This is a genomic window from Bradyrhizobium sp. BR14999 (assembly GCF_056106085.1).
Genome location: NZ_CM148536.1, coordinates 3481500 through 3506527, shown reverse-complemented (window position 1 = coordinate 3506527; position 25028 = coordinate 3481500). Strand labels below are relative to the sequence as shown.

Below are 25028 nucleotides of genomic sequence, written 5' to 3'. Positions count from 1 at the left end.
GGGGCTCGCATGCGAGAGGTCCGCCTTGTCAGAGAGCCCGAACGGCGTCGCAACACCCGCCTCCATCGTCGGCGCCCTGAAGGCGGTCGCCGGCAATCCGCCGAAAGTGCGTGCGAGCTTCGCGAAGGGCCGGTGTGTTCGCGGCACCTACACCCCGTCGGACCGCGCGGGGGACGTCACGAGATCGCGGAGCTTCACGAGACCATCGCGCGTGCTGGCACGCTTCTCGGTGGGCGGCGGCAATCCTAACGTCGCTGATACCGACAACCACGTGCTGCGCGGCTTCAGCTTCAGACTGGGCGACGGGGATCATCGATCCGACATCCTCACGGAAAGCGCTCCCGTGCATTTTGCAAGGACGCCCGACCAGATGCTGGCCTTCCTCGAGGCGCGCATCCCCGGGCCGGACGGCAGGCCAGATGAGGCGAAGGTCGCAGCTTTCTCGGCGGCTAATCCCGAAACGCTCAATCAGGCGAACTACGTCGCCGCGCGCCGGCTGCCCGGGAGTTTTGCCGGCACGACCTATTGGGGCGTGCACGCCTTTCCTGCGACCAGCGCGCGAGGCGAGACGCGGTTCATCAAGTTCAAGGTCGCCCCGGTCGGCGACGACATCACGCTGACCGAGCAGGAAGCCGAGACGAAGCCGGCCCACTTCCTGCACGACGACCTGAACACGCGGATCGCTACCGGCGATGTCCGCTTCAACGTGATGGCGCTGCTCGACCGTCCCGGCGACCCCGTCATGGACGTGACCATACGCTGGCCGGACGAGGACAGCCGCGAAGAGGTGCGTCTGGGTACGATCGTGATCACGGGGTTCGAGCCGAACCGGGCTTGCGACGCCTCCATCTTCAATCCGGCCGATCTCGCCGATGGCATCGGTCATCCGCCGGACGAGATCTTTGCGGCGCGGCGCACCGCCTACGCCATTTCACTGGCGAAACGCCGTTGAGGGCACTGGCGCCCCAGATCAGCGGGGTCACGTCCCGGCGCGCAAGACGCCGAGCGCCTCGCGGCGCCACACCGCCGGGCTGACGCCGGCAATCGAGGAAAACACGCGCGTGAAGTGACTCTGGTTGGCGAACCCGGCCGAGATCGCGATCTCCGTCAGCGGCAGGTCGCGAACGGTCATCAACTGCTTGGCGGCCTTCACCCGCTGATGAAGCAGCCATTGGTGCGGCGGCATGCCGACGGAAATTCGAAATGCGCGGGAGAAATGGCTGACCGAGAGGTCAAGCTCGGTCGCGATCTTCTGCAGCGAGAGCTTGCCGCCGAGGTCGGATTCCAGTCTCTCGCAGGCACGCTTCGCCTGCCACGGAGCGAGCCCGCCGCGGGTGGGTCCGGCCGTGCGCTGGAGCCCGCCATAAGTCTGGGCGACATGGGCGGTCAGCCCGAGCATCATGTGGTCGATGAAAAGCTGGTTGGCCTCGTCCGGCCTGCGCAGGCCTTGCTGCAGCGACGCGCCGATGTGGCGGATGATTCCGTCGTCATGGCCGACGCCGATCTGACAGTCGAGTTCGTCGATCCGCGACGCATTGCACTGCTCGGAGATGCTGTCGAGTGCCGAACGCGGAATGTAGAAAAACAGCGAGTGGAACGGCTTGTCGATCACATAGCGCGGATCGCGCTTGAGGTCGTAGAGATAAGTCGTACCGGCGTGGACGTCCGCCTTCATGATACACTTGCCACGCTCCCAGAGCTCGCAATCCGGGTAGTCGTGAAGCTTCAGGCTGACGAGAAAGGCATCTTCGGCGGTCAGCGAACCGGACAGGCCGGGCACCGGGTGATCATTCCGGGTTTCGGTGACCGCGAGCTCGGCGCTGCGCAGCGAGCGCGTGACCAGGGCCGGCGGCGCCTCCTTCAGACGCAGGAACTGCCCGAGCCTCTGTCCATAGGCGCCTGCTTGCGTCATCGGATTTGCCTTTCTGTGGAAGCCGAGTGCAGGCCACAGTGTCCTGCAATTTCAGTCGCGCATTATCCAACATCCGCAAGCGACTGTCCACGTGCGCGCACGAGGCGAGCTTCACACGTTTTCACAAACGCACGATCAAATGGCGAACGCGCGTCACGCGACACGAGAATCGCGGTGCCGGCGCCGCATCGCTAGAACGACGTGCCGCCGCCGAACCTGAACTCCTGGACGATGTCGTATTTGCCCTTGGTGATCGGCACGGCATAGTCGAAGCGCAGCGGCCCGAACGGCGAGGCCCAGATCAGGCCGACGCCGACCGACGATCGCACCACATTGCCGTCGTCATATTGCAATCCGCAGGTCGGACAGGCCGCCGTGTTGATTTCGCCGGTGGCCGTCCATGACGTTGGCCCCTGATAGCCCCAGAGCGAGCCGGCATCGGCGTAGATCGCACCCTTCAGGCCGACCTCCTTGGGCAGGAACCAGAACGGCATCTGCAACTCCATCGACGCGCCCCAGTATTTCGTGCCGCCGAGCGCATCGCCGCTCGCGCCGAGGCTCCAGTAAGTGATGTCACGCGGACCGATGCCGTTCGAAGCGAATCCGCGCACGAGGTTCGGTCCCATCTGGAAATGGTCGAGCATGCGCAGATCCTGGTCGCCGATCTTGTTGAGGATGCCACCCTGAAGGTGGATCACGCTGACGATCTCGGACACGAGCGGCGTGTAATACTTCGTGTCAATCGCAGTCTTCAGATAAGTCACATCGCCGCCGACCCCGGCGAAATCCTGCCGGAAGTCGATCAGCAACCCGTCGGTGGGGTTCTTGGTGTTGTCGAGCGTGTTGTAGTTCAAGGTGTAGCCGAGCGCCGACGTCCAGGTCGCGCCGTTCGCCAGTTCTTTCCGGACCGGCAGGCTCGACTCGCCGTCGCCGTAGCAGCCGTAACCGTAAACACCCGAATCCGTGGAATTGGTCGGGTCGACGCCGCCCAGAACATTTCTGATGTAGGCCGGCGTCGGGTTAAAGGCCAGTGACGTGTTCGATGCGTTGTTGTTGCAATTATTGTACGCGCTGGCGAGCGTGATGCTCTGCTGATAGAGCGAGTAGCGGAGCTGGAGTGAGAGATCTTCGCGCAACGCAAAGCCCAGGCGCGGAGAGAAGCCCAGCGTCGTCACGCCATAGCTCGTATAGCTGTTCGACAATTGCTGGCGCCAGTAGGTGTCGAATCCGAGCGCCAGCCTATAGTCGAGCAGGTAGGGCTCGACAAAGGATAAAGATATGCCACGCGAGTACTGGCCATAGCTGACGGACGCCTTGGCGTAGAGTCCCTTGCCGAGCAGGTTACGCTCGGAGACCGAGACCTCGGCCAGTGCGCCATCCGCCGTGGAGTAACCGCCCGAGATCGAGAAATCGCCGGTCGATTTCTCTTCCATGTCGACGATCAGGATGACGCGGTCGCTGGAGGAGCCGGGCTCGGTGACGATCTTGACACTCTTGAAGTAGTCGAGGTTCTTCAGCCGCCGCTCGGCGCGGTCAACCAGGGCGCGGTTGTAGGCATCTCCTTCCGAGAGGTCGAATTCGCGGCGGATCACGTAGTCGCGCGTGCGGGTGTTGCCGCGCAAATTGATGCGCTCGATATAGGTGCGCGGTCCCTCGTCGATGTTGAACACGACCGAGACGGTGTGGGCCTCGAAATTGCGGTCGCCGCCGGGACGGACCACGGCGAAGGCGTAACCGCGGCGCGAGGCCTCGATCTGCATCTCCTCGGTCGACTTCTCGACCGATTCGACGTTGTAGAGCGAGCCGACATTGACGCGCGAATAGGTACGCAGCGAGCCTGCATCGAAATCGGGAATGCTGGAGCGGAAATTCACCGCTCCGACCCGATATTGCTGTCCTTCCTCGATCTTGAAGGTAACGAGAAAGCCCTTCTTCTCCGGATCGTATTCGGTGAGCGCGGCCACGACCTGGACGTCGATCTCCTGACCTGCCGTCCCGACGTGGCAAGTGCCGAGCGCAAGCTGGCGCAGGCGACCGCCAAGATCGGGCAAGCCGAAGCCGACCGCTACCCGGCGGTGTCGCTGACCGGCTCGGTTGGCACGTCGGCGCTGCGGGCCGGCGATCTCGCCAAATATTCCAGCGTGAGCTGGTCGGTCGGCCCCTCGGTCACCGTGCCGGTGTTCGACGCCGGCAAGCGACAGGCGGCGGTCAGGATCGCCGAAGCGCAACGCGACCAGGCCTTCGCCACCTTCCATTCGACCCTGCTCACCGCGCTCGAGGATGTCGAGAACGCGCTGGTTTCGCTGTCGCGCGAACGGATACGCGCCACCAAGCTGTCCGAAGCAGCCAAGAACTATCGCGAGGCTGCGCGCCTGTCGCGATCGCTGTTCGAGACCGGCAGCGCCAGCTTCATCGACGTGCTGGACGCCGAGCGTTCGCTCTATTCAGCCGAAGATTCACTGATCCAGAGCAAGGTGTCGGCGGCCAAGGACTACATCGCGCTGGCAAAGGCGCTTGGCGGCGGCTGGACCGATCCAATCGATGTATCGACGCCGATTATCGTCGACGCGGGCACGGGACCTCACTGGCGGGAGACGGTCAAGTGACTGCCATCATCACCGCCAGGCGGCTGAAGATCACTGCCGCGCTCATTGTCGCCGTAGTCACCGGCGTCGTCGCGGCGACGCGCTTTCCGGGAACACCGAGCAAGGCGCAATCCTACATCACCGCGCCCGTCACCGTCAGCGATTTGCGCGAGGAGGTGCTCGCGAGCGGCACGCTGAAGCCGGCGCGACTGACCGCTGTTGGCGCGCAAGTGTCGGGCCGGATCACCGCGCTCAACGTGCGCGTCGGCGACAGCGTCAAGGCCGGGGACGTTATCGCCCAGATCGATCCCGTCACCAAGCAGAACGATTTGCGCAGCGCGGAGGCGTCGCTGAAGAACTACCGTGCACAGAAGGTCGAGAAAGAGGCTGCGCTCGTGCTGGCCGAGGCCAACCTTGCGCGCCAGCAAGCGACATTGGCGCAGCGTGCGACGTCGCGCAGCGATTTCGACAGCGCGGATTCGACCGTGCGCCAGACCCGGGCCCAGATCGCGGCCCTGGAGGCGCTGATCGTGGGTGCCGAGGCCAGCGTCGAGACGGCGCGGGTGAACCTCGAATACACCCGCATCACCGCACCGATCGACGGCACCGTGCTCGCCACCGTGGTGCAGGAGGGACAGACCGTCAACGCGGTGCAGTCAGCGCCGACCATCGTCGTGCTCGGCCAGCTCGAGACGATGACCGTGCGGGCGGAGATCTCCGAGGCTGACATCGTCAAGGTCAGGCCCGGGCAATCGCTCTACTTCACCATTCTCGGCGACCAGGACCATCGCTACGAGGCGCGGCTGGAGCAGATCGAGCCGGCGCCCGAATCGATCAAGAGCGACGCCAGCTTCTCTTCGACCACCACCAATTCGACCTCGAGCACGAGTTCGTCGAGCTCGACCAGCACGGCGATCTACTACATCGGTGTCTTCAACGTCCCGAACAAGGACCTTGCGCTACGAACCTACATGACCGCCGAGGTGCATATCGTCACCGGCGAGGCCAAACGCGTGAAGGTCATCCCCGCGCTTGCGTTGACACGCAAATCCGACGGCCGCAGCACCGTCCGCACCCTCGACGCGTCGGGTGACGTTCGCAAGCGCGAGGTCAAGACCGGCCTCAACGACCGCACCACGGTCGAGATCAGGTCCGGTCTCGACGAGGGCGAACGGGTCGTCACCGGAGAAGCGAACGAGCAGACCGCATCGCACGGCATGCCGGGCGGCCCGCCGGGAGGTCCGTGACATGACCGATCTGATCATCGCGCTTCAGAACGTCCGGCGTGAGTTCGCAGCCGGCGACACAAGTGTGATCGCACTCGACGACTTCTCGCTCAGCATCCAGCCCGGCGAGATGGTCGCGATCATCGGCTCGTCCGGATCGGGCAAATCGACCCTGCTCAACATCCTCGGCTGCCTCGACCGTCCGACCTCCGGCACCTATCGGGTCGCCGGCAAGAACGTCTCCGAGCTCGATGCCGATGCGCTGGCGGCGCTGCGCCGCGAGCATTTCGGCTTCATCTTCCAGCGCTATCATTTGCTCGGCGACCTCTCGGCTGGCGCGAACGTCGAGATCCCCGCCGTCTATGCCGGAATGAAGGCCCGGGAGCGCCGCACGCGCGCAGAGAAGCTGCTCGCAAGACTGGGCGTGAACGACCGGCGCGGCCATCGCCCGAACCAACTTTCGGGGGGCCAGCAGCAGCGCGTCTCGATCGCGCGCGCACTGATCAACGGGGCCGAGGTCATCCTGGCGGACGAGCCCACCGGCGCGCTCGACCGACGTAGCGGCGAGGAAATCCTGCGTATCCTCGGCGAGCTGCACCGCGAGGGGCGAACGATCATCATCGTCACCCACGATTCCGAGGTCGCCGCGCGGGCCGAGCGCATCATCGAGCTGCGCGACGGCAGGATCGCCGCCGACCGCCGCGCCGCGACCGCCGTCATCGCGGAGCCGTCCGCTCCGATTGTCCGGACGTCCTGGGACGGCGACTCCGGCTGGTCCGGTGCGTGGCGACGGCTGCGCGAAGCATCGCGGATGGCGCTGGTGGCGATGGCCGCGCACCGGCTGCGCGCCTTCCTGACGATGCTCGGCATCATCATCGGCATCGCGGCGGTATCGTCTGTCGTCGCGCTCGGCAACGCCTCGCAGCGCAAGGTGCTGTCCGATATCGCAAGCCTCGGCACCAACACGATCGAGGTTTTTCCGGGCAAGGACTTTGGTGATGCCCGTGCCGGCAAGATCAAGACGCTGGTGCTCGACGATGCCCGCGCGCTTGACCGCCAGAGCTTCATTGCCGGGGTCACGCCGACGGTCTCCACCAGCACCACCGTTCGGTACCGCGGCAACGAATCCAACGTGCTGGTGAACGGCGTCGGCGAGAGCTATTTCCAGGTCAAGGGCGCCAAGCTGGCGAAAGGACGCCTGTTCGACACCGATGCGGTCCGCAATATCGAGCGGCAGGCCGTCATCGACGACAATACCCGCAAGACCTTCTTCGCGGACGACCAGACCTCAGGCATCGGCCGCGTCATCTGGCTCGGCAAGGTGCCCTGCCGCATCGTCGGCGTCATCGCCCAGCAGCAGGGCGGCTTCGGTTCGAACCAGAACCTCTCGGTCTATCTTCCCTACACCACCGTGCAGGCGCAGTTCACGGGCGACCGCTCGCTCCGCAGCATCCTGCTCCGGATCAGCGACGAGATCTCGACCGCGCTGGCGCAGGATGCGGTCACCACGCTGCTAACACGGCGGCACAACGTCAAGGATTTCGTCATCCTCAACACCGACGACATCCGCCGCACCACGCAGACCCTGGCCTTCCTCGTGGCGGCGATCGCGGTGATCTCGCTGATCGTCGGCGGCATCGGCGTGATGAACATCATGCTGGTGTCCGTTTCGGAGCGGATCAGCGAGATCGGCGTACGCATGGCGGTCGGCGCCAGGCGCACCGACATCCTCCAGCAGTTCCTGGTGGAGGCGACCTTGATCTCGTCCATCGGCGGCATCGCCGGCATTGTCGTCGCGATCCTGCTCGGGACCGTGATCAACATCGCGATCCCGGGATTCCAGGTCAGCTATTCGCCGTTCTCGATCGGCGCGGCGTTCCTGACCTCGACGGGGATCGGGATCGCCTTCGGCTTCTTCCCGGCCCGGCGGGCCGCCTTCCTCGACCCCGTGGTGGCGTTGAGCCGTGACTGACCGTAGGATTGCCCCATGACCGTAGTTCTTCGGACGAGACAATCGTCCGCACATCGACCAACGATCGGCAGCCCCGATGCGATCTCAATCATGACAAACGGCACGCAGAGCATCCTGATCGTCGAAGACGATCAGCAGACTCGCGACCTCATCGCGCGCTATCTGCGCGATCACAAATTCTCGGTCGACGCCGTCACGAACGGCAAAGAGATGGACCGTCACCTGGCGCAGAACCGCGTCGATCTAATCGTGCTCGACCTGATGCTACCGGGCGAGGACGGCTTGAGCCTCTGCCGTCGCCTACGCATGGACTCCACGACCCCGATCATCATCCTCACCGCGAGGGGCGAGGATCTCGACCGGATCCTCGGCCTCGAGATGGGAGCCGATGACTATCTGCCGAAACCCTTCAACCCGCGCGAACTCCTCGCCAGGATCAACGCCGTCCTGCGCCGGCAATCGAGCGGCCTTGCGGCCAGCGCGACGGCGAGCCGGCTGAAATTCCAGGGCTGGACGATCGATCTGCGCTTGCGGGAATTGCGCGATCCCGAGGGCGCGCAGGTGCCGCTGACCAGCGCCGAGTTCGACCTGCTGCAAGCCTTCTGCGAACGGGCCGGCCGCATCCTGACCCGTGACAGCCTGCTCAGCATGACGCGCGGACGTGCCGGCGCAAGCTTTGGCCGCAGCATCGACGTGCTGGTCAGCCGCCTGCGCCGCAAGCTCGACCGCACGGAAGGGACGTCCGTGATCAAGACCGTCCGCACCGGCGGCTACATCTTCACGCCGGTGGTGGAGGAAGCATGAGCCGCGCCGCCGACATCGTCACGCTGTTCAGCTTCAGGCGGATCAGCGGCCAGATCGCGGCCCTGGTGCTGGTATCGCTGGTCCTGATCCATGTCCTGATCGCCGGCTATTTCCTGCTCAACCGTCCGAAAATTCTAGCTGACAGGCCGCTCGAGCAGTTTGCGCTGATCGTTCGGATCATCGCCAACACGCCACAAGCCGAGCGAGCTCTTGTTCTCGAGAACGTCAGCCGAACCTTTCCCGCGTTGAAGCTTCAATTGCTGGAAGGCGTTTCCGCCTCCACCGTGCCATTGCCGGAGCGGACATTGAACGTCCCGTCGCCGCTCGACGGTGAGGTCGACCTCATTCGCGGCAGCACGTCAGAACACGATCGTGTGTGGTTTCACCTCTCAAAGGACGACGTGCTCGAGGCTACGATCGGATCGCCCAAAATGCCGGCCTTCGTCAGCGGCCTCTGGACCTCTACGTTGCTGTTCCTGGTGGCGAGCGTGACGCTGCTCGGCGTCTGGGCCGGTCGCGCGCTCTCCTCGCCCTTGTCGGCCTTCGCGCGCGCGGCAGAGGACTTCAGCTTGAACGGATCGTCTGCGCCGCTACCCGAAAACGGTCCAGAGGAGATCAGGTCCGCGGCAAGAGCGCTCAACCGGATGCGCGAGCGCATCACCACGCTGATGAACGACAGAACCCGCATGCTCGCAGCCATCAGCCATGACCTGCGCACGCCGATCACGCGGCTGCGGTTGCGCTCGGAATATATCGAGGATGCGGCGCAGCGCATGCAGACCGTGCGCGACCTCGACCAGATGCAATCGATGCTCGAATCGGTGCTCTCGTTGCTGCGCAACGAAAGCTCTGTCAAGCCGACCCTGGTGGACGTTGCCGCGCTCCTTCAAATGGTCTGCGAGCAGTTCTCGGATTGCGGACACGCCGTGACTTATTCCGGCCCCGACCGTGCCGCGTTCGTCATGCGGCCGGACGAGATCATTCGCGCGGTCACCAATCTGGTCGAGAACGCAACGCGATTCGGAACCGACGTCCGCGTCGAGCTGTCGACGCCCGGAAACGAGATCGTCATCGACGTCTCCGACGACGGACCCGGCATTCCCGATGAGAGGAAGGTGGCGATGCTGGAGCCCTTCGTACGCGGAGAGGACGCCCGCAACATGGACGAGAGGGCCGGATTCGGCCTCGGGCTTTCGATCGCGCAGGCGATCGTGATCGCACATGATGGAACGCTTCAACTGCTCGACAATAAGCCCAGGGGCCTGCGCGTCCGCTTACAGCTTTCGAGCGCTGCCTGCGACAATTCGGGCAAGCCTCGGACATAAAGGCGCGGCAATTCTGGGGCTTCTGGAGCACCCTACCCCGACTGCTTCCCCGGAGTTCCCATGCATTCTGCCGACCGGCCGTCGACGCGCCTTGCGACTCGGCTCGCTTTCCTCGTCGCGGGCTTCGGCATCGCGTGCTGGGCGCCGCTGGTGCCGTTCGCGAAGACGCGGCTCGGCGTCGATGATGGCGTCCTCGGGCTGCTGCTGCTCAGCCTCGGCATCGGCTCGGTCCTCGCCATGCTTCTCACCGGAATCCTGAGTGCGCGCTACGGCAGCAGGCCGATCATCATTGCGGGCGGGCTCGGTCTCGCCCTGGTCCTGCCGCTGCTCGCGATCGCGAGCTCGCCAGCAGCGCTGGCGCTGGCGCTCTTTGCGTTCGGCGCCGCGCTCGGCTCGATCGACGTCGCGATGAACATCCACGCGGTGGAGGTGGAGCGCGCCGCGAAGCGCCCGCTTATGTCCGGCTTCCACGCTTTGTTCAGCATCGGCGGCTTCGCCGGGTCCGCGCTGATGACGGCACTGCTCTCGCTGCAACTCGGCGCGCTCACTTGCACGCTGATCTGCTCGATCCTCATGCTGTTTGCCATGCTGGTGACCTGGCCGCGTCTGCTGCGTTCGGCGCAGGTGCAGGAGGGTCCGCTGTTCGTGCTGCCGCACGGCTCCGTGCTGCTGCTCGCGCTGCTCGGCGCCATCACCTTTCTCGTCGAAGGCGCGATGCTCGATTGGGGAGCGCTGCTCGTCATCGGCGCGGGCCTCGTCTCGGAGGCACAAGGCGGCGCCGGCTATATCGTGTTCTCGATCGCGATGACGGTGGGGCGGCTCGGCGGCGACGCTGTCGTCGCGCGCATCGGCGACCGCACGACGCTGTTGTGGGGAAGCCTCATCGCCATCGCGGGCTTCGTGGTCCTGCTCACGGCTCCGATCGCGGCGGTGGCCATAGCCGGCTTCCTGCTCATCGGCCTCGGCGCATCGAACCTGGTGCCGGTGCTGTTCCGCCGGGCGGCCAAGCAGACCGCCATGCCCACGGGCCTCGCAGTCGCGGCGATCACGACCGCCGGCTATGCCGGCATCCTCATCGGCCCCGCCGGCGTCGGCTTCGTTGCTCGCGTCAGTGGGCTGCCAACGGCGTTCTGGCTGCTGGCCGCGCTGATGGGTCTCGTCACGCTGTCGGCAGGCGTCGTCACGAAGGAGCAACGCCGGACATCGCGCGTCAGCGCGTGAGCGGCCTCACAACTGATTCAGTCCAATCGATTTGATCACGGGCGCCAGGCTTGCCGTTGTCGCCTCGACGATGCGCTGGAATTTTTCGGGGCTTGAATCGGCGTCCGGCTCCATGCCTTGAGCACGGTAGCTTGCCTGGAGCGCGGCATCGGCCATGGCCAACCGCGTAGCCTGGGCGATCCGATCGATGATCGCATCATCAGTGCGCTTGGGCGCGAACAGTCCGAACCAGCCCTCATATCTGAGATCCGGCATGCCGGATTCGACGGCCGTCGGGATATCAGGCGCGCCGCTCAGCCGCCTTTCGGTGGTGACCGCGAGCAACCGGATCTTGCCGGCTTGGCTCAGCTGCTGCAATTGGACCGACATGACGGCAATGACGAGCGAGATCTGGCCGCTGACGAGATCATTGGTCGCCTGCGCGATGCCCCGATAGGGCACGTGGACGATGTCGAGCGCGCCGGCCTGCTGCTTGAAGGATTCGCCGACCAGGTGATTTCCGGTGGCGACGCCGGGCGTCCCGTAGGACAGCTTTCCCGGATTGTCCTTCGCATAGGCGATCAACTCGCGCAGATTGGCCGCGGGTACGGAAGGATGGACGGCGAAAACCAGTGCGCTGTTGATCAGGCGGTAGATGGCGCGGAAATCGCCGACGGAATAGCCGTGATTTGCCGAGGTCAAGGGAATGATGACCTGCGTGCTGCCGTTTCCAAGCAGCAGCGAATAGCCATCGGGCTCCTCGCGCGCAACCGCGGCAGTCCCGATCGCGCCGCCTGCGCCGCCGATATAGTCGACGAAGGTCGGCCCGAGCAGCGCTGACATCTTGTCGACCCATGGGCGCCCGATCTGGTCACCCGATCCGCCAGCCCCGTAGGGAATCACCAGTCGAATGGGACGGGACGGATAGTCGGCGGCTTGTCCGCTGCGTGGGATGGTCGCCAGCGCCGCTGCGCCCGATAGCGCAGAGACGAACCGTCGCCGCGAGAAGGAAGGCATGTTCGAATTCCGGAAGCGGGAGTTACTGTCGAGGCAGGACCGGCTCCCCGTCATCCCATCGCAGCAATCCGCGACCGCCGTCAATGCTCCGGTCCGATCGAGCGGCAGCATCACCGCCGTGGCATGCTGGTCTAACCCATTCCTTTTCAAGAATTATTTCAATCAGCCGAGGCCGACCCAAGCCATCTGCGCAGGTCTGCCAGTCATGCGGCTTTCGGCCAGTTTACTCGGCGCCTCGTTCTGCTAGACCAGAACGAAATACCTTTTGACTCCCGCGAGGGGGCAATGGCGCGTGCCAGCACATAGTAACCAAGACTCAGCCATTTCATTTGGGCCATTTCGGCTGTTTCCCAAGTCCCGGCTCTTGGAGAAGGAGGGCGCGCCGCTTCACGTCGGCGGCCGCGCGCTCGACATTCTGATCTTCCTGGCCGAGCGTCCCGGCGAAGTCATCGACAAGCGCGAGCTTGTCAAGCGCATCTGGGCCGACGTCAATGTCGACGAAGGCAGTCTGCGCTTTCATGTCGCAGCGCTGCGCAAGGTGCTCGGCGATACCGGCAAGTCGGCCCGTTATGTCGTCAATGTACCCGGCCGCGGCTATTGCTTCGTCGCCTCGTTCGCGCAAGCGGCGCCGCAGATCGCCCCACCCTCCGCCAAAACCGCGCTTCCTCGCTCCCTGCCCGCTCAGCTCGCGAAGATGATCGGACGAGAGGAAGTCATCGAGAAGATCTCCAATGGACTTTCGCTGCATCGCTTCATGACCGTGGTCGGCCCGGGCGGCATCGGCAAGACCGCCGTCGCCGTCACCGTCGGGCATCGCCGATCCCAGGATTTCGGTGGGCGCGTCTTCTTTGTCGACTTCAGTCCGTTGCGGGACGCCAGCCACATCGCGACCACCATTGCTTCGGCGCTCGGCCTGACCATCAGCTCGGAGGATCCGACGCCGGCCCTGCTGACATTCCTGAAGACCGGCCCGGCCTTGCTGATCTTCGACAGTTGCGAACACGTGCTGGATGCGCTCGCGCCGCTGGTCGAGCACATCGTTCGCGAAGCACCGCAGCTTCGCGTTCTCGCGACCAGCCGCGAGTCGTTCCGCAGCGAAGGCGAGCGGATATTCAGGCTCTTCCCGCTGGATTGTCCGCCGGAGCGCGAGGACCTTGATGTCGCCGATGTCCTTGCCTACCCCGCCGCTCAGCTCTTCGTCGAGCGCATCGCGCAGAGCTCGGGTCCGTTCCAGCTCAGCGCCGAAGAGGCGCCGCTTGTCGCCAGCATCTGCCGGCGCCTCGACGGCATTGCGCTGGCGATCGAGCTCGCGGCAGGCCGCGTCAACGCGTACGGCATTGCCGGCACCGCGTCCCTGCTCGACAGCCGCTTCTCGCTGCAATGGCGGGGGCGCCGCACCGCCGTGCCGCGACACCAGACCCTCGCCGCCGCGCTCGACTGGAGCTACGATCTGCTGCCCGCGGCGGAGAGCGCCACCTTGCGACGGCTGTCCGTCTTCGCCGGGCCCTTTGCGCCGGAGGCGGCCGCCGCGGTTGCGGCCGGCGACGGCCTCAGCGAATCGGAGACGCTGGAGGCGATCGACAGCCTGGTCACCAAATCGCTGATCTCGCCGTCCGGTTCGCGAACGCTGCGCTATCGCCTGCTCGACACAACGCGCACCTACGCGCTCGCGAAGCTGCACGAGCTCGGCGAAAACAGGCAGTTCGCGCGGCGCCATGCGGAGCATTTTCGCGATTTCTTCGAGCGCGCGGAGGCCGACACGACAACGCCGCTGCCCGAATGGCTGAACATCTACGGCGCAGAGCTGGACAATGTGCGCGCGGCGCTGGATTGGGCCTTCGCGCCCGACGGCGACGCTGCACTGGGAATCGCCCTGACCGCAGTTGCGGTCTCACTGTGGGTGCGCCTTTCCTTGTTCGCCGAATGCCGCGAGCGCACCAGAACGGCCCTCGCCGCGCTCGGCAACGCCGGCGACAACGACCGTGTCCGCATGCAGCTGCTGTCGGCACTTGGCTGGTCGCTGATGTATGGCGAAGGCCGCGCGCGCGAGGCGCGTCCGATCCTGGAGACGACCCTTGAGCTGGCCGACAGGCTCGATGACAAGGATTTCCGGCTGCGCGCGCTGTGGGGTTTGTGCATCGACCAGTTCAACAACGGGCAGTTCGGCAAGGCCCGCACGCTTGCCGAGCGCTTTGCCGACGCGGCAGCGAACTCACCCGACAAGACCGATGTCATGCTGGGCGACCGGCTGATGGCCGTCGCGCTGCACTATCTCGGCGACCAGGACGAGGCGCGCGTGCGCATCGATCGGGTCAACATGTCGCTGCATGTGCTGGCGGAGAAGCCGAAAATCTTCCCGCTCGACCTCAGGATATCGACGCAATATTTCCGCGCCCGCATCCTGTGGCTGCAAGGCCTGGCCGATCAGGCCAAGGCGCTCGCCGCCAGGAACATCGAGGAAGGCCGCGCCAACGGCCACGCCCTGACCTTCTGTAGCGTGCTGGGACAGGCCGCCTGCCCGATCGCGTTCTGGGCCGGCGATTTCAACGCCGCCGAGCGCCACGGCACCGAGTTGCTCGAGCACACCGAGCGCCATGCGATCCGGCTGTGGGGCTTGTGGGCAAAAGCCTTCAACGCAGCGGTCATTGCCAAGCGAGGCGACGTCGCGACGGGCCTGCCGCTGCTGCGCGAAGAGCTCAATCGCGCCGGCGATGCGCGCTTCCTGCCGCGATTTCTTCCCTTGCTCGGCGAACTCGCGGCGGCCTTCCTGGAGACCGACCAGATCGACCGCGGCCTCGACGTGATCGACGACGTCCTGACCCGCTGCAACGACCGGCAGGAGCTCTGGTATCTGCCTGAACTGACCCGCATCAAGGCAGAATTGATGCTCAGGAGTGTGCGGCACCCGGGCGACGCCGAAGAACGTTTGCGCGAGGCCATGGACCTGGCCGTTCAGCAAGGCGCCCGCTTCTGGGAGCTGCGTTGCGCTATCAGCCTCGCGCGATACATGTTCAGGGCCGGCCGAAGCGCAGAAGCACTGGCGGTTCTCGACCCTGTCTGCGGGAGGTTCGCCGAGGGCGCAGACATCGCCGATATACGCACTGCCCGCGATCTGATCGCGCAATTGCGCGCCTGACCGCGCGCGCTGACGCCGCGACGGCCTAGAGCATGATCGGTTCTGGTGAATCAGAACCGAAGCTCTAGATTCTTGTTTTGACGCGTTTTCTTCACGCGAACCGGTATCCACTTCGCTCGATAACGCTCTAGCCTCCGGCAGCAGCCGCGCGCTGCGGCAGCTTCCAGCCCGGCCGGATGAAGTGGCAGGTGTAGCCGTCCGGATAGCGTTCGAGATAATCCTGGTGCTCGGGCTCGGCTTCCCAGAACTCGCCGGCCGGCGCGATCTCGGTCACCACCTTGCCGGGCCACAGGCGCGACGCCTCGACGTCCGCGATCGTATCCTCGGCAATGCGCTTCTGCGCCTCGCTGGTATAGAAGATCGCGGAGCGATAGCTCGTGCCCCGATCATTGCCTTGGCGATTGAGCGTGGTGGGATCGTGGATCTGGAAGAAGAACTCCAGCATGGTCCGGAAGCTGGTCTTTGCGGGATCGAAGATGATCTCGATCGCTTCGGCGTGGCCCTCGTGATTGCGATAGGTGGCATTCTTCACCTGGCCGCCGGTGTAGCCGACGCGTGTGGAGACCACGCCTGGCTGCTTGCGGATCAGATCCTGCATGCCCCAGAAGCAGCCTCCGGCCAAAACTGCGCGCTCTGTCGTCATCTGTCCGCTCCCAATTGATCGCTCTGTCCGTTCTGCGCCTGTCGTATCATATGCTTTCGGCTGCCTGGCCGAAAGGCAGGTATTTGTCCACCCGGTCCTCTCATGGGCCCAAAGCGTCGACAGCTTCAGTTTCCCAACCAGAACCGGATGGACACGAATTGAAAGCTCGCCGCTAGCCCAACTTGGCGTCGAGCGTGATCGCGGCGTTGAGCACCTTGGACACCGGACAGTTCTTCTCGGCCTCGCCGGCGAGGCGCGCGAAACCTGCTTCATCGAGGTTCGGCACCTTCGCGCGCAAGGTGAGCGCTGACTTGCTGATCTTGAAGCCTTTGCCTTCGGGCTCGAGCGTGACGGCTGCCTCGGTCGAGAGCTCCTCCGGCGTGAAGCCTGCCATTTGAAGGCCGAAGGCCAACGCCATCGTAAAACAGCCGGCATGGGCCGCCGCGATCAACTCCTCGGGATTGGTCCCCTTCTCGTTCTCGAAGCGGGTCTTGAACGAATAGGGCGTCTCAGCGAGCACGCCAGATTCACCTGAGAGATGGCCCGTGCCATCACGACCAGTGCCCTTCCATACTGCTTTTGCCTTGCGGATCATCCTGGTTCTCCTTGTTTGTTTGTGGATCGTTCAGCCCGATCCCGGCACCTCGTGCCGGTGGAAGACGGCGGCGGCCTCGCGCCTGCCGCCTCTCCAACCGGTCACGCGGCGCCGAGGTTCCGTCCGATTTGTCCGATGACTGGCGCAAGATGGAAGACTGCCTTCAACTCAGGACGGCAGTGGTAGACCGGCTTGCTCGCGCACGATGTAGTCGGCGTACCAATCCGCCCAATTCTCGTCGTGTCCGCCGATCCGCGTCTCGTGCTCACCATGCGCAACCGATGCACGGCGCAACGCCGCCGCCAGATCGCTCTGCGAGGCGAACGTCGTGCCGTCTGCCGTGATGCGTCCGGGCAATCGTGTCGTGACTTCCTGGAACAGCCAGCCATTGCCGTCGGGATCGCTGAACGAGGCAAACGAGCTGTAGCTGCCGCGCTCCGGGTCAGCACCGCTGACCCGGACGCTGCCGAACAGGTACGGCTCGTCCGGACCGGCGTGAACATCGCCGGCACCGTGGAAGGGTTCGCTGACGGCGATGCCGCGGTCGAGCAGATATTGTCGTGCAGCCTCCAGATCGGAGACGATCAGGTAGAGGCCGCGCGCCGAACCAGGCGCGGCCGCCGTGACGTTCCTGCCGAAAATCACCGAACAGGCCGAGCCCGGCGGCGTGAACTGGATCACGCGCCACTCGCTGCCCGACACGAAGTCGGCGTCCAGTCGCCAGCCGAGACGCGTGTAGAACGCCTTGGCGCGGTCGACATCGGAGACGGGGATGACGACGACTTCGAGCTTCAGATCAAGGCTACGCGATGTCGAAGGCTTGGTCGCGACGTCACGGTCGATTTCGATAGTGGCCATGATAACCTCCCCGTTGGAGTACGATTTAACCCGAAGGCCATACTGAATGCATCGCTCGCGTTTTGCGCGTTAGACGTTGCAAGATTCTGTTATGATCGGCGGCATCGCAATCTGGCGGCGGACAGCGCGACCTCGACGGTCAAGCATGCTGACGAATTGTCGCAGTCATCGTCGTAAATCGCTCGCCTTTAAGCAAAATTTGTGACGGCTATTCCCCTGCATTCGATGATCGCCACGCGATTTCGCCACTTTCGGCCAGTTTACTGAACGTCTCGTTCTGATAGATCAACGTGCAGACATCAGCCTTTTCAGCGGACCATTGCTCGTGCCGGACACTAACGACCAGAATTCGGCCATTGCTTTCGGGCCGTTCCGGCTGTTTCCCAAGTCGCGGCTGATTGAGAAGGACGGCGCGCCGCTTCACCTCGGTGGCCGCGCGCTCGACATCCTCATCTTTCTCGCCGAGCGCGCCGGCGAGGTCGTGGACAAACGGGAGCTGATGCGGCGCGTCTGGGCCGACGTGAATGTCGACGAAGGCAGCCTGCGCTTCCACATCACGAATCTGCGCAAAACCTTGGGCGATGCTGGCGAAGGCTCCCGCTACGTCGTCAACGTCCCCGGACGTGGCTATTGCTTCGCCGCCCCGCTGCTCCGGACAGCACTGTTCGAGGACCGCACCAGCCTGCCTGCCGCTTCGCCCCACGCGCTTCCCTCGCCGCTTGCGAGGATGATAGGGCGCGACGATGAGGTCGAGAGGATCTCCGCAGAGCTGACTCAGCACCACTTCGTCACCATCGTCGGGCCCGGCGGGATCGGCAAGACCTCGGTTGCGCTCGCCGTCGCGCACCGCGAGCTCGGGGCCTTCGACGGTCGGGTGAGCTTCGTCGATTTCGGTGCGCTGACGGATGCCCGCCTCGTGCCCGGAACGATTGCGGCCGCGCTTGGCCTGACCGTCAACTCCGACGATCCCATGCCGGGCCTACTGACGTTCCTGCACAGCCAGCGGATGCTGCTGGTGTTCGACAGTTGCGAACATATTCTCGATGAGCTCGCCCCCTTAGCCGAACGCATCGTCCAGGAGGCGCCAGAGCTGCACATTCTCGCCACCAGCCGCGAATCCTTTCGCACCGAAGGCGAGCGCGTCCACCGGCTGTTTCCACTGGATTGCCCACCGCAGCGCGACGGTCTCAGCATCGCCGACATCCTTGCCTATCCCGCAAGCCAACTCTTCGTGGAACGCATCGCCGAGAGCCTGAGCGAGTTCGAGCTCAGCGAGGAGGATGCCCCGCTCGTCGCCGAGATCTGCCGGCGTCTCGACGGCATTGCGCTTGCGATCGAGCTCGCCGCCGGACGTGTGAACGCCTATGGCATTGCCGGGACCGCCTCGCTGCTGGATAGCCGCTTCTCGCTGTTGTGGCGAGGACGACGTACTGCGATTCCGCGACACCAGACCCTGAGCGCGGCACTCGCCTGGAGTTACGACCTGCTGCCGCCGGCCGAAAGCGCGACGCTGCGCGCACTGTCGGTGTTCGTCGGCCCGTTCACGCTGGAAGCCGCAATTGCTGTCGCGTCCAGCCAGGGCATCAGCGAATCCGAAGCGGTCGAGACGATCTCGAACCTGCTCTCCAAATCGCTGATCGCAACGTCGCCCGCGGAGCGGCGGCTGCGCTATCGCCTGCTCGACACGACCCGCGCCTTCGTCGCGGACAAGCTCGTCGAGAACGGGGAAGCGGCCCGCGCTGCGCGCGCTCACGCCGAATATTTCCGCGATGTCCTGCGCGACGTTGCTGTCAAATCAGCGGGCATGCAGAGCGCCGGCGGCTTCCTTCCTTATGCCGACTACCTGCCCAACGTCAGGGCCGCGCTGACCTGGAGCTTTTCGGACGGCGGCGACCGGACAATCGGCGTGGATCTGGCGGCCTCGGCAGCCCAGTTCTTCCTCGAGCTGACATTGCTGACGGAATGCTACCGTTGGACCCGGCAGGCGCTGGCCTCGCTCGACACGGGTTCGATCGACAGCCGCCAGGAGATGACGTTGCAGGCGGCGCTCGGCGTCTCCGTGATGTTCACGCAGGGCAATACGGAAGCGGTCCGGACGGCGTTCACGCGCAGTCTCCAGCTTGCACGGGAGCTGAAGGATCTGCACTGGCAGCTCTGGCTGTTGCGCGGATTGCACATCTATCTCACCAGGGTTGGCGATTTTCACGGCGCGCTCGGCACGGGCGAACAGGGCGAAAGCGTTGCGCGCAGGCTGAACGATCCCGCCGCCGCGCTGAACGTGGAATGGATGCTGGGCGTTGCGCATCATCTGATCGGCAATCAGGACAAGGCCGTGCAGTTTTGCCAGAGCGCAATGGCGCACAATCCCGGCTCGCAGCGGCTGAACATCGGGCATCTCGGTTATGACGACCGCATCGTGGCGCTGGTGGCACTGGCGCGCGGGCTTTGGCTCACCGGCCGGCCCGATCGTGCAATTGAGGCGGCCAGGTACACCGTTCGCGAGGCCGAGTTGCTGGAGCAGCCGCTGACCCTCGGTATTTCCTTGATCTGGACGATCTATGTGTTCCTCTGGGTCGGCGACTGGGCCAATGCGGAAATCCTGATCGAGCGGCTGATCGAACATTCCGCGCGCCACTTCCTCGGCCCCTATCATGCGGTCGGCATCGGCCAGAAAGGCGAGCTGCTGCTGCGCCGCGGCGACGTCGCCGCCGGCATGGAGCATCTTCGCCGCAGCCAGGCCACGCTGTTCGCAACGCGGCACCGGATCATGACGACGGTGTTTGCGACGGCGCTCGCGGAGGGACTCTTGGCCCAGAACCAGCCCGACGAGGCCCTGCGGACCATCGATGAGGCCATCGCGGAAATCCCCGATCATGGCGAGTCGTTCGACATGCCGGAGATGCTCAGGGTCAAGGGCGACATCCTCGTACGGTCTGGCAACGTTGCGGAGGCCGAGAGCGTCTTGCGCAGATCGCTCGATCTGTCGCGGCGCCAATTCGCGGTCGGCTGGGAACTCCGCGGCGCGATCAGCCTTGGCCGCATCTGGGAGCGCACCGGCAAGGCCGCCGACGCGCGCGACCTGCTCACCCCACTCGTCGCGCAGTATCAGGAGGGCCTCCAGACCCGCGATCTGGTTGCCGCAAGAGGCCTCCTTGCCGCCCTGAATTGAGAGCATCTTCAACGAGATACCGCCATCCCGCGCGCTCGCAAGTCCTAACAACTTCTAACACGCCAAGCCGCACACACCCCGCCATGGTGGAGGCACTTCACGGTGGATATGGCGGGACATGGCGCTTCTTGACGACGTAATCGATGCCAACGGCGGTATGGCCCGTTGGAACAGCTTGAAGGGGTTCACGCTCCACCTCTCCGTCGGCGGGACGCTGTTCTCCAGCGCCGGGCACGCCCGGGAATTCAAGGACGTGACCGCAGAAGGCTCGACCCGGACGCAATCGATCCGCTTCACCGGCATCACCGGGGGCGAACATTCCGGGTCGTTTCAACCGGACGCGATCACGATCGAGAGCCTGGATGGTGAGGTCCTGCGGACCTGGCGCAACCCGAGCTTCGCGTCTGCCGAGGCTGGCTCTGCTGCGCTCGCGGACGAACTGCACCTCGTCTTCTTCTGCGGCGTGGCGATCTGGAATTACCTGACGACTCCATTCCTGCTCGCCGACCCCGATGTCGTGGTGGAAGAGCTGACGCCGTGGCGCGAGAGCACCCAGACTTGGCGGCGGCTGCGGGCGCAATTCCCCCCGCGCCTGGTCACGCTCGCTCCCGAGCAGATCTTCTATTTCGACGAGAGCGCCCTGCAACGACGGACAGATCACGATCTCTTCGGGATGAAGGTCGCACATTCTTCCTGGGCTCATGACAGTTTCGGCGGCATCGTGGTGCCGACGCTTCGACGGGCGCAAACGCTGCGGCCCGATGGAACCGTGATCGTCAAGCCCGTGCTGATGGACGTCGAGATCTTCGACGCCGTCTTCGAGTAGCGGCGCATGAGCGCGCAAACGACGTCACGTGCTCGAACCAGGCCTGGACTGCGCCGACGATTGCCAACCGATGCGACGAATTGGGACGTTCATAGAGCCCCCCTGCGGCGAGCTGTCACAGCGCTCGCACTCACACAACAACTAACAACTCCTAATCACCACTAACGGGCGTCCTGGCGCGCACACGCGTACTCTCGGACCATAGCGAACTTGCGCATTCGCAAGCCGCCGCTGAGACGAGAGGACGAACGATGTTCACCGACATGCAGGCGCACGCCTGGGCCGATCTTCGAGCCGTCAACCGGAATCGCGAAGCCATTCGAGCGACACAGGCATTCGCCCGGGAAAGCCGATGGCGTCAGATCGATCGCAGCGCGGAGACGTCCAGCGAGGACATCACGATCTCGCGATGGGAAGATTGCCGTGGCGCTTCGTCGCACGAAACGACGACGCCCGAGGATCGCTATTTCGTCGGCATCGCCCTGAAGACCACGCGCGCAAGACTGAGCCGGGACCGTCAGATCGTTTTCGACGGCGCCATGCCTGCAGGCACGCTCTATGTCACCGCACCGTCGAAGCCTCTCCGCGCGCAATTCGAATCGCCGTGCGCTTTCCTGCACTTTCATATCTCCACGGATCATTTTCCGGCGCAATTCCCCGCGACCGAAGGACTGAATGACCTCGTCCTGTTGCGGGACCCGCTCGCTGCGGAGCTTGCCAAGGCGCTGATCGAACGTGGTCACGCCGCGGACCACCAGTTCATGCGCTGCCTCGGCCAGACCCTCGCGATGCATCTCGCCCGGTTGGAGCCGCCGCGCGTCAGGGTCAATGCCTTGCCGAAATGGCGGCTGCGGCGGGTCGAACAATACATCGCCGATCATTTCGACCGCTGCATCAGCCTGGCCGAGCTCGCCCATGTCGCCGGCTTGTCCAGAATGCACTTTGCGGCCCAATTCCGCGCCGCGACCGGTTACCGTCCCCGCGAATATCTTCTCAATCACCGGATCGAACGTGCGAAGGCGCTGCTCATCACCACCGAGCGGCCCTTGGCGGAGATCGCGCTTGCCGTCGGCTTCAGCACGCAGGCGCATTTTTCCACCGTCTTCAAGCGCATCAGCGGCCAGTCTCCGGCACGCTGGCGCCTCGCCAGCAAGGGTGAGCGAGCTGAGGCAGAAGCGCCTCCGCAGCGGCGTGCCGCTCTGGAGAGGGACTGGATCGCCAGCGTGGCCGCGTAGCGAGGCGCACACGGTCTCTACTTCATCATTGCGAGATGCCGTAGCCCGGATGGAGCGAAAGCGTAATCCGGGAAGGTGCCGATGAAGAGAGCGGTCCCGGATTGCGCTACGCTCCATCCGGGCTACGATAAAAGCCCTACACCGGATCGAACGCCCGGATCGGTGGCAGATTGCCCGTGAACTTCTCCACCTCGACCGTCGTCAGCTGCCCCGTGCAGCCTTGCGCCAGGGATGAGGTGCCGATGTCTCGGGTGAGCACGTTCGGATTGCCGTGCACGCAGAGCGGCGCGTCGTCCTCGGGATCCATCGGGTCATACCACGCTCCGGTCGGAAGCTGCACGACGCCGGGCGCGATGCCGTCGGTGACGTGGACCGCAGCGAGGCAGGCGCCGCGGTCGTTGAACAGGCGGATGATGTCGCCATCCTTGATGCCGCGCGCGGCCGCATCGCGCGGGTTCATGCGCGCGACCTCGCGGCCGCGATGTTTTGCGGCAAGCGAATGGCCGCCGAAATCGAGCTGGCTGTGCAGCCGCGTCACCGGCTGGTTGGCGACGAGGAAGCACGGCGCGCCAGGCCTCGGCATATCGGTCTTGTCGAGCCAAACCGGATGGCCCGGACAATCCGCATCGCCATGGCCCGCGATCTTCGCCGAGAAAATCTCGATGCGGCCGCTCGGCGTCGGCAGGGCGTGACCTGCGGGATCCTCACGGAATCGGCGCAGCCGGCCGCCGTCATCGGGCTGCTGCGGCACGACCAGGCTGCCGCGCTGCCAGAATTCGTCGAAGCTGGGCGCTTCCAGGCCACGCTTGGCGAGCGAGGCGCGGGTTGGCTCATACAGATGTTCGAGCCACTCCCGGGAGGTGCGACCTTCCGTAAAGGGTTCGCGCGCGCCAAGACGCTCGGCGAGATCGGCGAAGATATCATAGTCGTCGCGCGCGAGCCCGAACGGCTCGGCGATCCGGTGCATCGCGACCATCAGGGGATCGTTGGTGGAATAGCCGATGTCCTCGCGCTCCAGCGTCATGGTCGCGGGCAGCACGATGTCGGCGTGCCGGGCCGTCGCGGTCCAGCCGAGCTCGTGCACGACCAGCGTGTCGACTTTCGCGAACGCCTTGCGCAGGCGGTTGATGTCCTGGTGATGATGGAAGGGATTGCCGCCGGCCCAGTAGACGAGGCGAATGTCCGGATAGGTGCGCGTCTCGCCATTGTAGCGATAGGTGCTGCCGGGGTTGAGCAGCATGTCGGCGATGCGTGCCACCGGAATGAAATCGGCAACGCCGTTGCGGCCCTGCCCCAGCGTCGGCCCCGGCACGTCGTTGACGCGGCGGCCGTAATAGCCGATCGCACCCAGCGAATAGGCGTAACCGCCGCCGGGAAGACCGATCTGGCCGAGCGCTGCCGCCAATACCAGGCCCATCCACACCGGCTGCTCACCATGCTCGGCGCGCTGGAGCGAATGCGAGACGGTGATGAGCGCGCGTTTTCCGGCGAGGCGACGCGCCAGAGCGCGGATCGTGTCCGCGTCGACGCCTGAGATCGCGGCGGCCCATCCGGCATGCTTTGCTTGCCCATCGCTCTCGCCGGTGAGATAGCGCAGGAAGACGGGCCAGCCTTCCGTGTAGCGATCGAGGAAGGCCTGGTCGTGCAGACCTTCGCTCACCAGCGTGTGGACGATGCCGAGCATCAGCGCGGTGTCGGTGCCGGGCACGCAGCTCATCCATTCGGCGCCAGCTTCGACCGGCAGATCGTCGCGCAGCGGGCTGACCAGGACGAACTCGCAGCCGCGCCGGCGCGCCGCCGCCATGGCACCGCGCTCGACATGCTTGCTGATAGAGCCGCCGGCGACCATGGAGTTCTTCAGCGCCATGCCGCCGAACGCCAGCACGATCTCGGTATCAGCCGCGATCTGCTCCCAGGTGACGTTGCGCTTGGTGATGTCCTCGTATCCCGCCAGGATCTGCGGCAGCAGCACCGAGGACGCGCCGGAAGAATAGGTGTTGACCGAACGCACATAGCCGCCCATTGCGATGTTGAGGAAGCGATGCACCTGGCTCTGTGCGTGATGAAAGCGGCCCGCACTCGACCAGCCATAGGAGCCGCCGAACACGGCGCCGGGACCACGCGTGTCGCGGATGCGCGCCAGTTCGTCGCCGAGCAGGTCGAGCGCCTTCTCCCAGCTCACGGAGACGAATTCGTCGCGGCCGCGGCGATCGTCCGGACCGGGACCGCGCTCGAGCCAGCCGCGGCGGATCGCCGGCTGGGCGATGCGCGCCTGATGGCGCAGCGCGCCGGGGAAATTGTCGATGATGCCGTTGGGATCGGGATCCCCTGCATACGCTCTCACCTCGAGCCCGGCCGCGCCTTGGCGCGCCGAGAACACGCCCCAATGCGAGGTGTGCGGCTTGAAGCCGTCGGACAGGTCGAGGCCGGGGTCGGGAAAGCCAATCGTATCGTCCATCGCCTGATCCTTGTTCCAGCACGTGGTGGCAGTATACCGATCCACACTGCGATGTCATCGAGATCAG

Annotated in this window: 16 protein-coding genes and 2 pseudogenes; 11 read left to right on the top strand and 7 right to left on the bottom strand. The window is 64.9% G+C overall.

The genetic code is table 11. The annotated features are described in order from the left end of the window. Positions 1–25 precede the first annotated feature (25 nt). A complete protein-coding gene (locus ACR9YP_RS16105; RefSeq protein ID WP_474220404.1) occupies positions 26–952 on the top strand; it encodes a catalase family peroxidase in 927 nt (308 codons plus the stop codon). Between the two features lie 27 nt (positions 953–979). Here the strand turns inward: ACR9YP_RS16105 and ACR9YP_RS16100 are convergent, their stop codons facing one another. Both ACR9YP_RS16100 and bamA read right to left on the bottom strand, forming a co-directional pair. Continuing rightward, complete coding sequence (locus ACR9YP_RS16100; RefSeq protein ID WP_438106397.1) at positions 980–1912, bottom strand: helix-turn-helix domain-containing protein; 933 nt, start codon at positions 1910–1912, stop codon at positions 980–982. Between the two features lie 191 nt (positions 1913–2103). Beyond that, positions 2104–3888, bottom strand: a pseudogene (gene bamA / locus ACR9YP_RS16095) (outer membrane protein assembly factor BamA); the annotation flags it as partial. Between bamA and ACR9YP_RS16090 the strand changes: the two are divergent. From ACR9YP_RS16090 to ACR9YP_RS16065, 6 genes and pseudogenes are all read left to right on the top strand, one after another. Beyond that, a pseudogene (locus ACR9YP_RS16090) lies at positions 3880–4518 on the top strand (TolC family protein); the annotation flags it as partial. The pseudogenes bamA and ACR9YP_RS16090 sit on opposite strands and share 9 nt — an antisense overlap. Further along, a complete protein-coding gene (locus ACR9YP_RS16085) occupies positions 4515–5744 on the top strand; it encodes an efflux RND transporter periplasmic adaptor subunit (protein ID WP_474220402.1) in 1230 nt (409 codons plus the stop codon). The pseudogene ACR9YP_RS16090 and the gene ACR9YP_RS16085, both read left to right, overlap by 4 nt. A 1-nt stretch (position 5745) precedes the next feature. Then, complete coding sequence (locus ACR9YP_RS16080) at positions 5746–7695, top strand: MacB family efflux pump subunit (RefSeq protein WP_474220401.1); 1950 nt, start codon at positions 5746–5748, stop codon at positions 7693–7695. Positions 7696–7785: 90 nt separating this feature from the next. After that, positions 7786–8499, top strand: coding sequence for a response regulator (locus ACR9YP_RS16075; RefSeq protein WP_370987715.1), 714 nt, complete (start codon positions 7786–7788; stop codon positions 8497–8499). Next, the gene (locus tag ACR9YP_RS16070; RefSeq protein WP_438106385.1) at positions 8496–9824 is read left to right on the top strand and encodes an ATP-binding protein; all 1329 of its coding nucleotides are present in this window, start codon (positions 8496–8498) and stop codon (positions 9822–9824) included. Before ACR9YP_RS16075 ends, ACR9YP_RS16070 begins: the two co-directional genes overlap by 4 nt. Before the next feature lie 60 nt (positions 9825–9884). Further along, positions 9885–11045, top strand: coding sequence for an MFS transporter (locus ACR9YP_RS16065; RefSeq protein ID WP_438106383.1), 1161 nt, complete (start codon positions 9885–9887; stop codon positions 11043–11045). A gap of 6 nt (positions 11046–11051) precedes the next feature. Here ACR9YP_RS16065 and ACR9YP_RS16060 read toward each other — a convergent pair whose 3' ends face one another. Next, positions 11052–12041 carry a Bug family tripartite tricarboxylate transporter substrate binding protein gene (locus ACR9YP_RS16060; protein WP_474220398.1) on the bottom strand — a complete coding sequence of 330 codons (990 nt, stop codon included), beginning with the start codon at positions 12039–12041 and terminating at the stop codon, positions 11052–11054. 292 nt (positions 12042–12333) lie between these two features. Here ACR9YP_RS16060 and ACR9YP_RS16055 point away from each other — a divergent pair, with 292 nt between their 5' ends. Further along, a complete protein-coding gene (locus ACR9YP_RS16055) occupies positions 12334–15177 on the top strand; it encodes an ATP-binding protein (RefSeq protein ID WP_474220397.1) in 2844 nt (947 codons plus the stop codon). Positions 15178–15304: 127 nt separating this feature from the next. Here ACR9YP_RS16055 and msrA read toward each other — a convergent pair whose 3' ends face one another. The 3 genes from msrA to ACR9YP_RS16040 form a co-directional block, all read right to left on the bottom strand. Then, complete coding sequence (msrA, locus tag ACR9YP_RS16050) at positions 15305–15820, bottom strand: peptide-methionine (S)-S-oxide reductase MsrA (protein WP_438106377.1); 516 nt, start codon at positions 15818–15820, stop codon at positions 15305–15307. 172 nt (positions 15821–15992) lie between these two features. After that, positions 15993–16415, bottom strand: a complete 423-nt coding sequence (locus tag ACR9YP_RS16045) for an OsmC family protein (RefSeq protein WP_438106375.1) — start codon at positions 16413–16415, stop codon at positions 15993–15995. A 168-nt stretch (positions 16416–16583) separates the two neighbouring features. Then, the gene (locus tag ACR9YP_RS16040; RefSeq protein ID WP_438106374.1) at positions 16584–17273 is read right to left on the bottom strand and encodes a VOC family protein; all 690 of its coding nucleotides are present in this window, start codon (positions 17271–17273) and stop codon (positions 16584–16586) included. A gap of 325 nt (positions 17274–17598) precedes the next feature. Here ACR9YP_RS16040 and ACR9YP_RS16035 point away from each other — a divergent pair, with 325 nt between their 5' ends. The 3 genes from ACR9YP_RS16035 (at position 17599) to ACR9YP_RS16025 (ending at position 22503) form a co-directional block, all read left to right on the top strand. Then, positions 17599–20442 carry an ATP-binding protein gene (locus ACR9YP_RS16035; protein WP_438106372.1) on the top strand — a complete coding sequence of 948 codons (2844 nt, stop codon included), beginning with the start codon at positions 17599–17601 and terminating at the stop codon, positions 20440–20442. 118 nt (positions 20443–20560) lie between these two features. After that, on the top strand, positions 20561–21268 hold the full coding sequence (locus ACR9YP_RS16030) for a hypothetical protein (protein WP_091878181.1): 708 nt from the start codon (positions 20561–20563) through the stop codon (positions 21266–21268). 251 nt (positions 21269–21519) lie between these two features. Next, positions 21520–22503 carry a helix-turn-helix domain-containing protein gene (locus ACR9YP_RS16025; RefSeq protein WP_438106370.1) on the top strand — a complete coding sequence of 328 codons (984 nt, stop codon included), beginning with the start codon at positions 21520–21522 and terminating at the stop codon, positions 22501–22503. Positions 22504–22639: 136 nt separating this feature from the next. Here the strand turns inward: ACR9YP_RS16025 and ACR9YP_RS16020 are convergent, their stop codons facing one another. Beyond that, on the bottom strand, positions 22640–24961 hold the full coding sequence (locus ACR9YP_RS16020) for a molybdopterin guanine dinucleotide-containing S/N-oxide reductase (RefSeq protein WP_438106368.1): 2322 nt from the start codon (positions 24959–24961) through the stop codon (positions 22640–22642). Between the last annotated feature and the right edge of the window lie 67 nt (positions 24962–25028).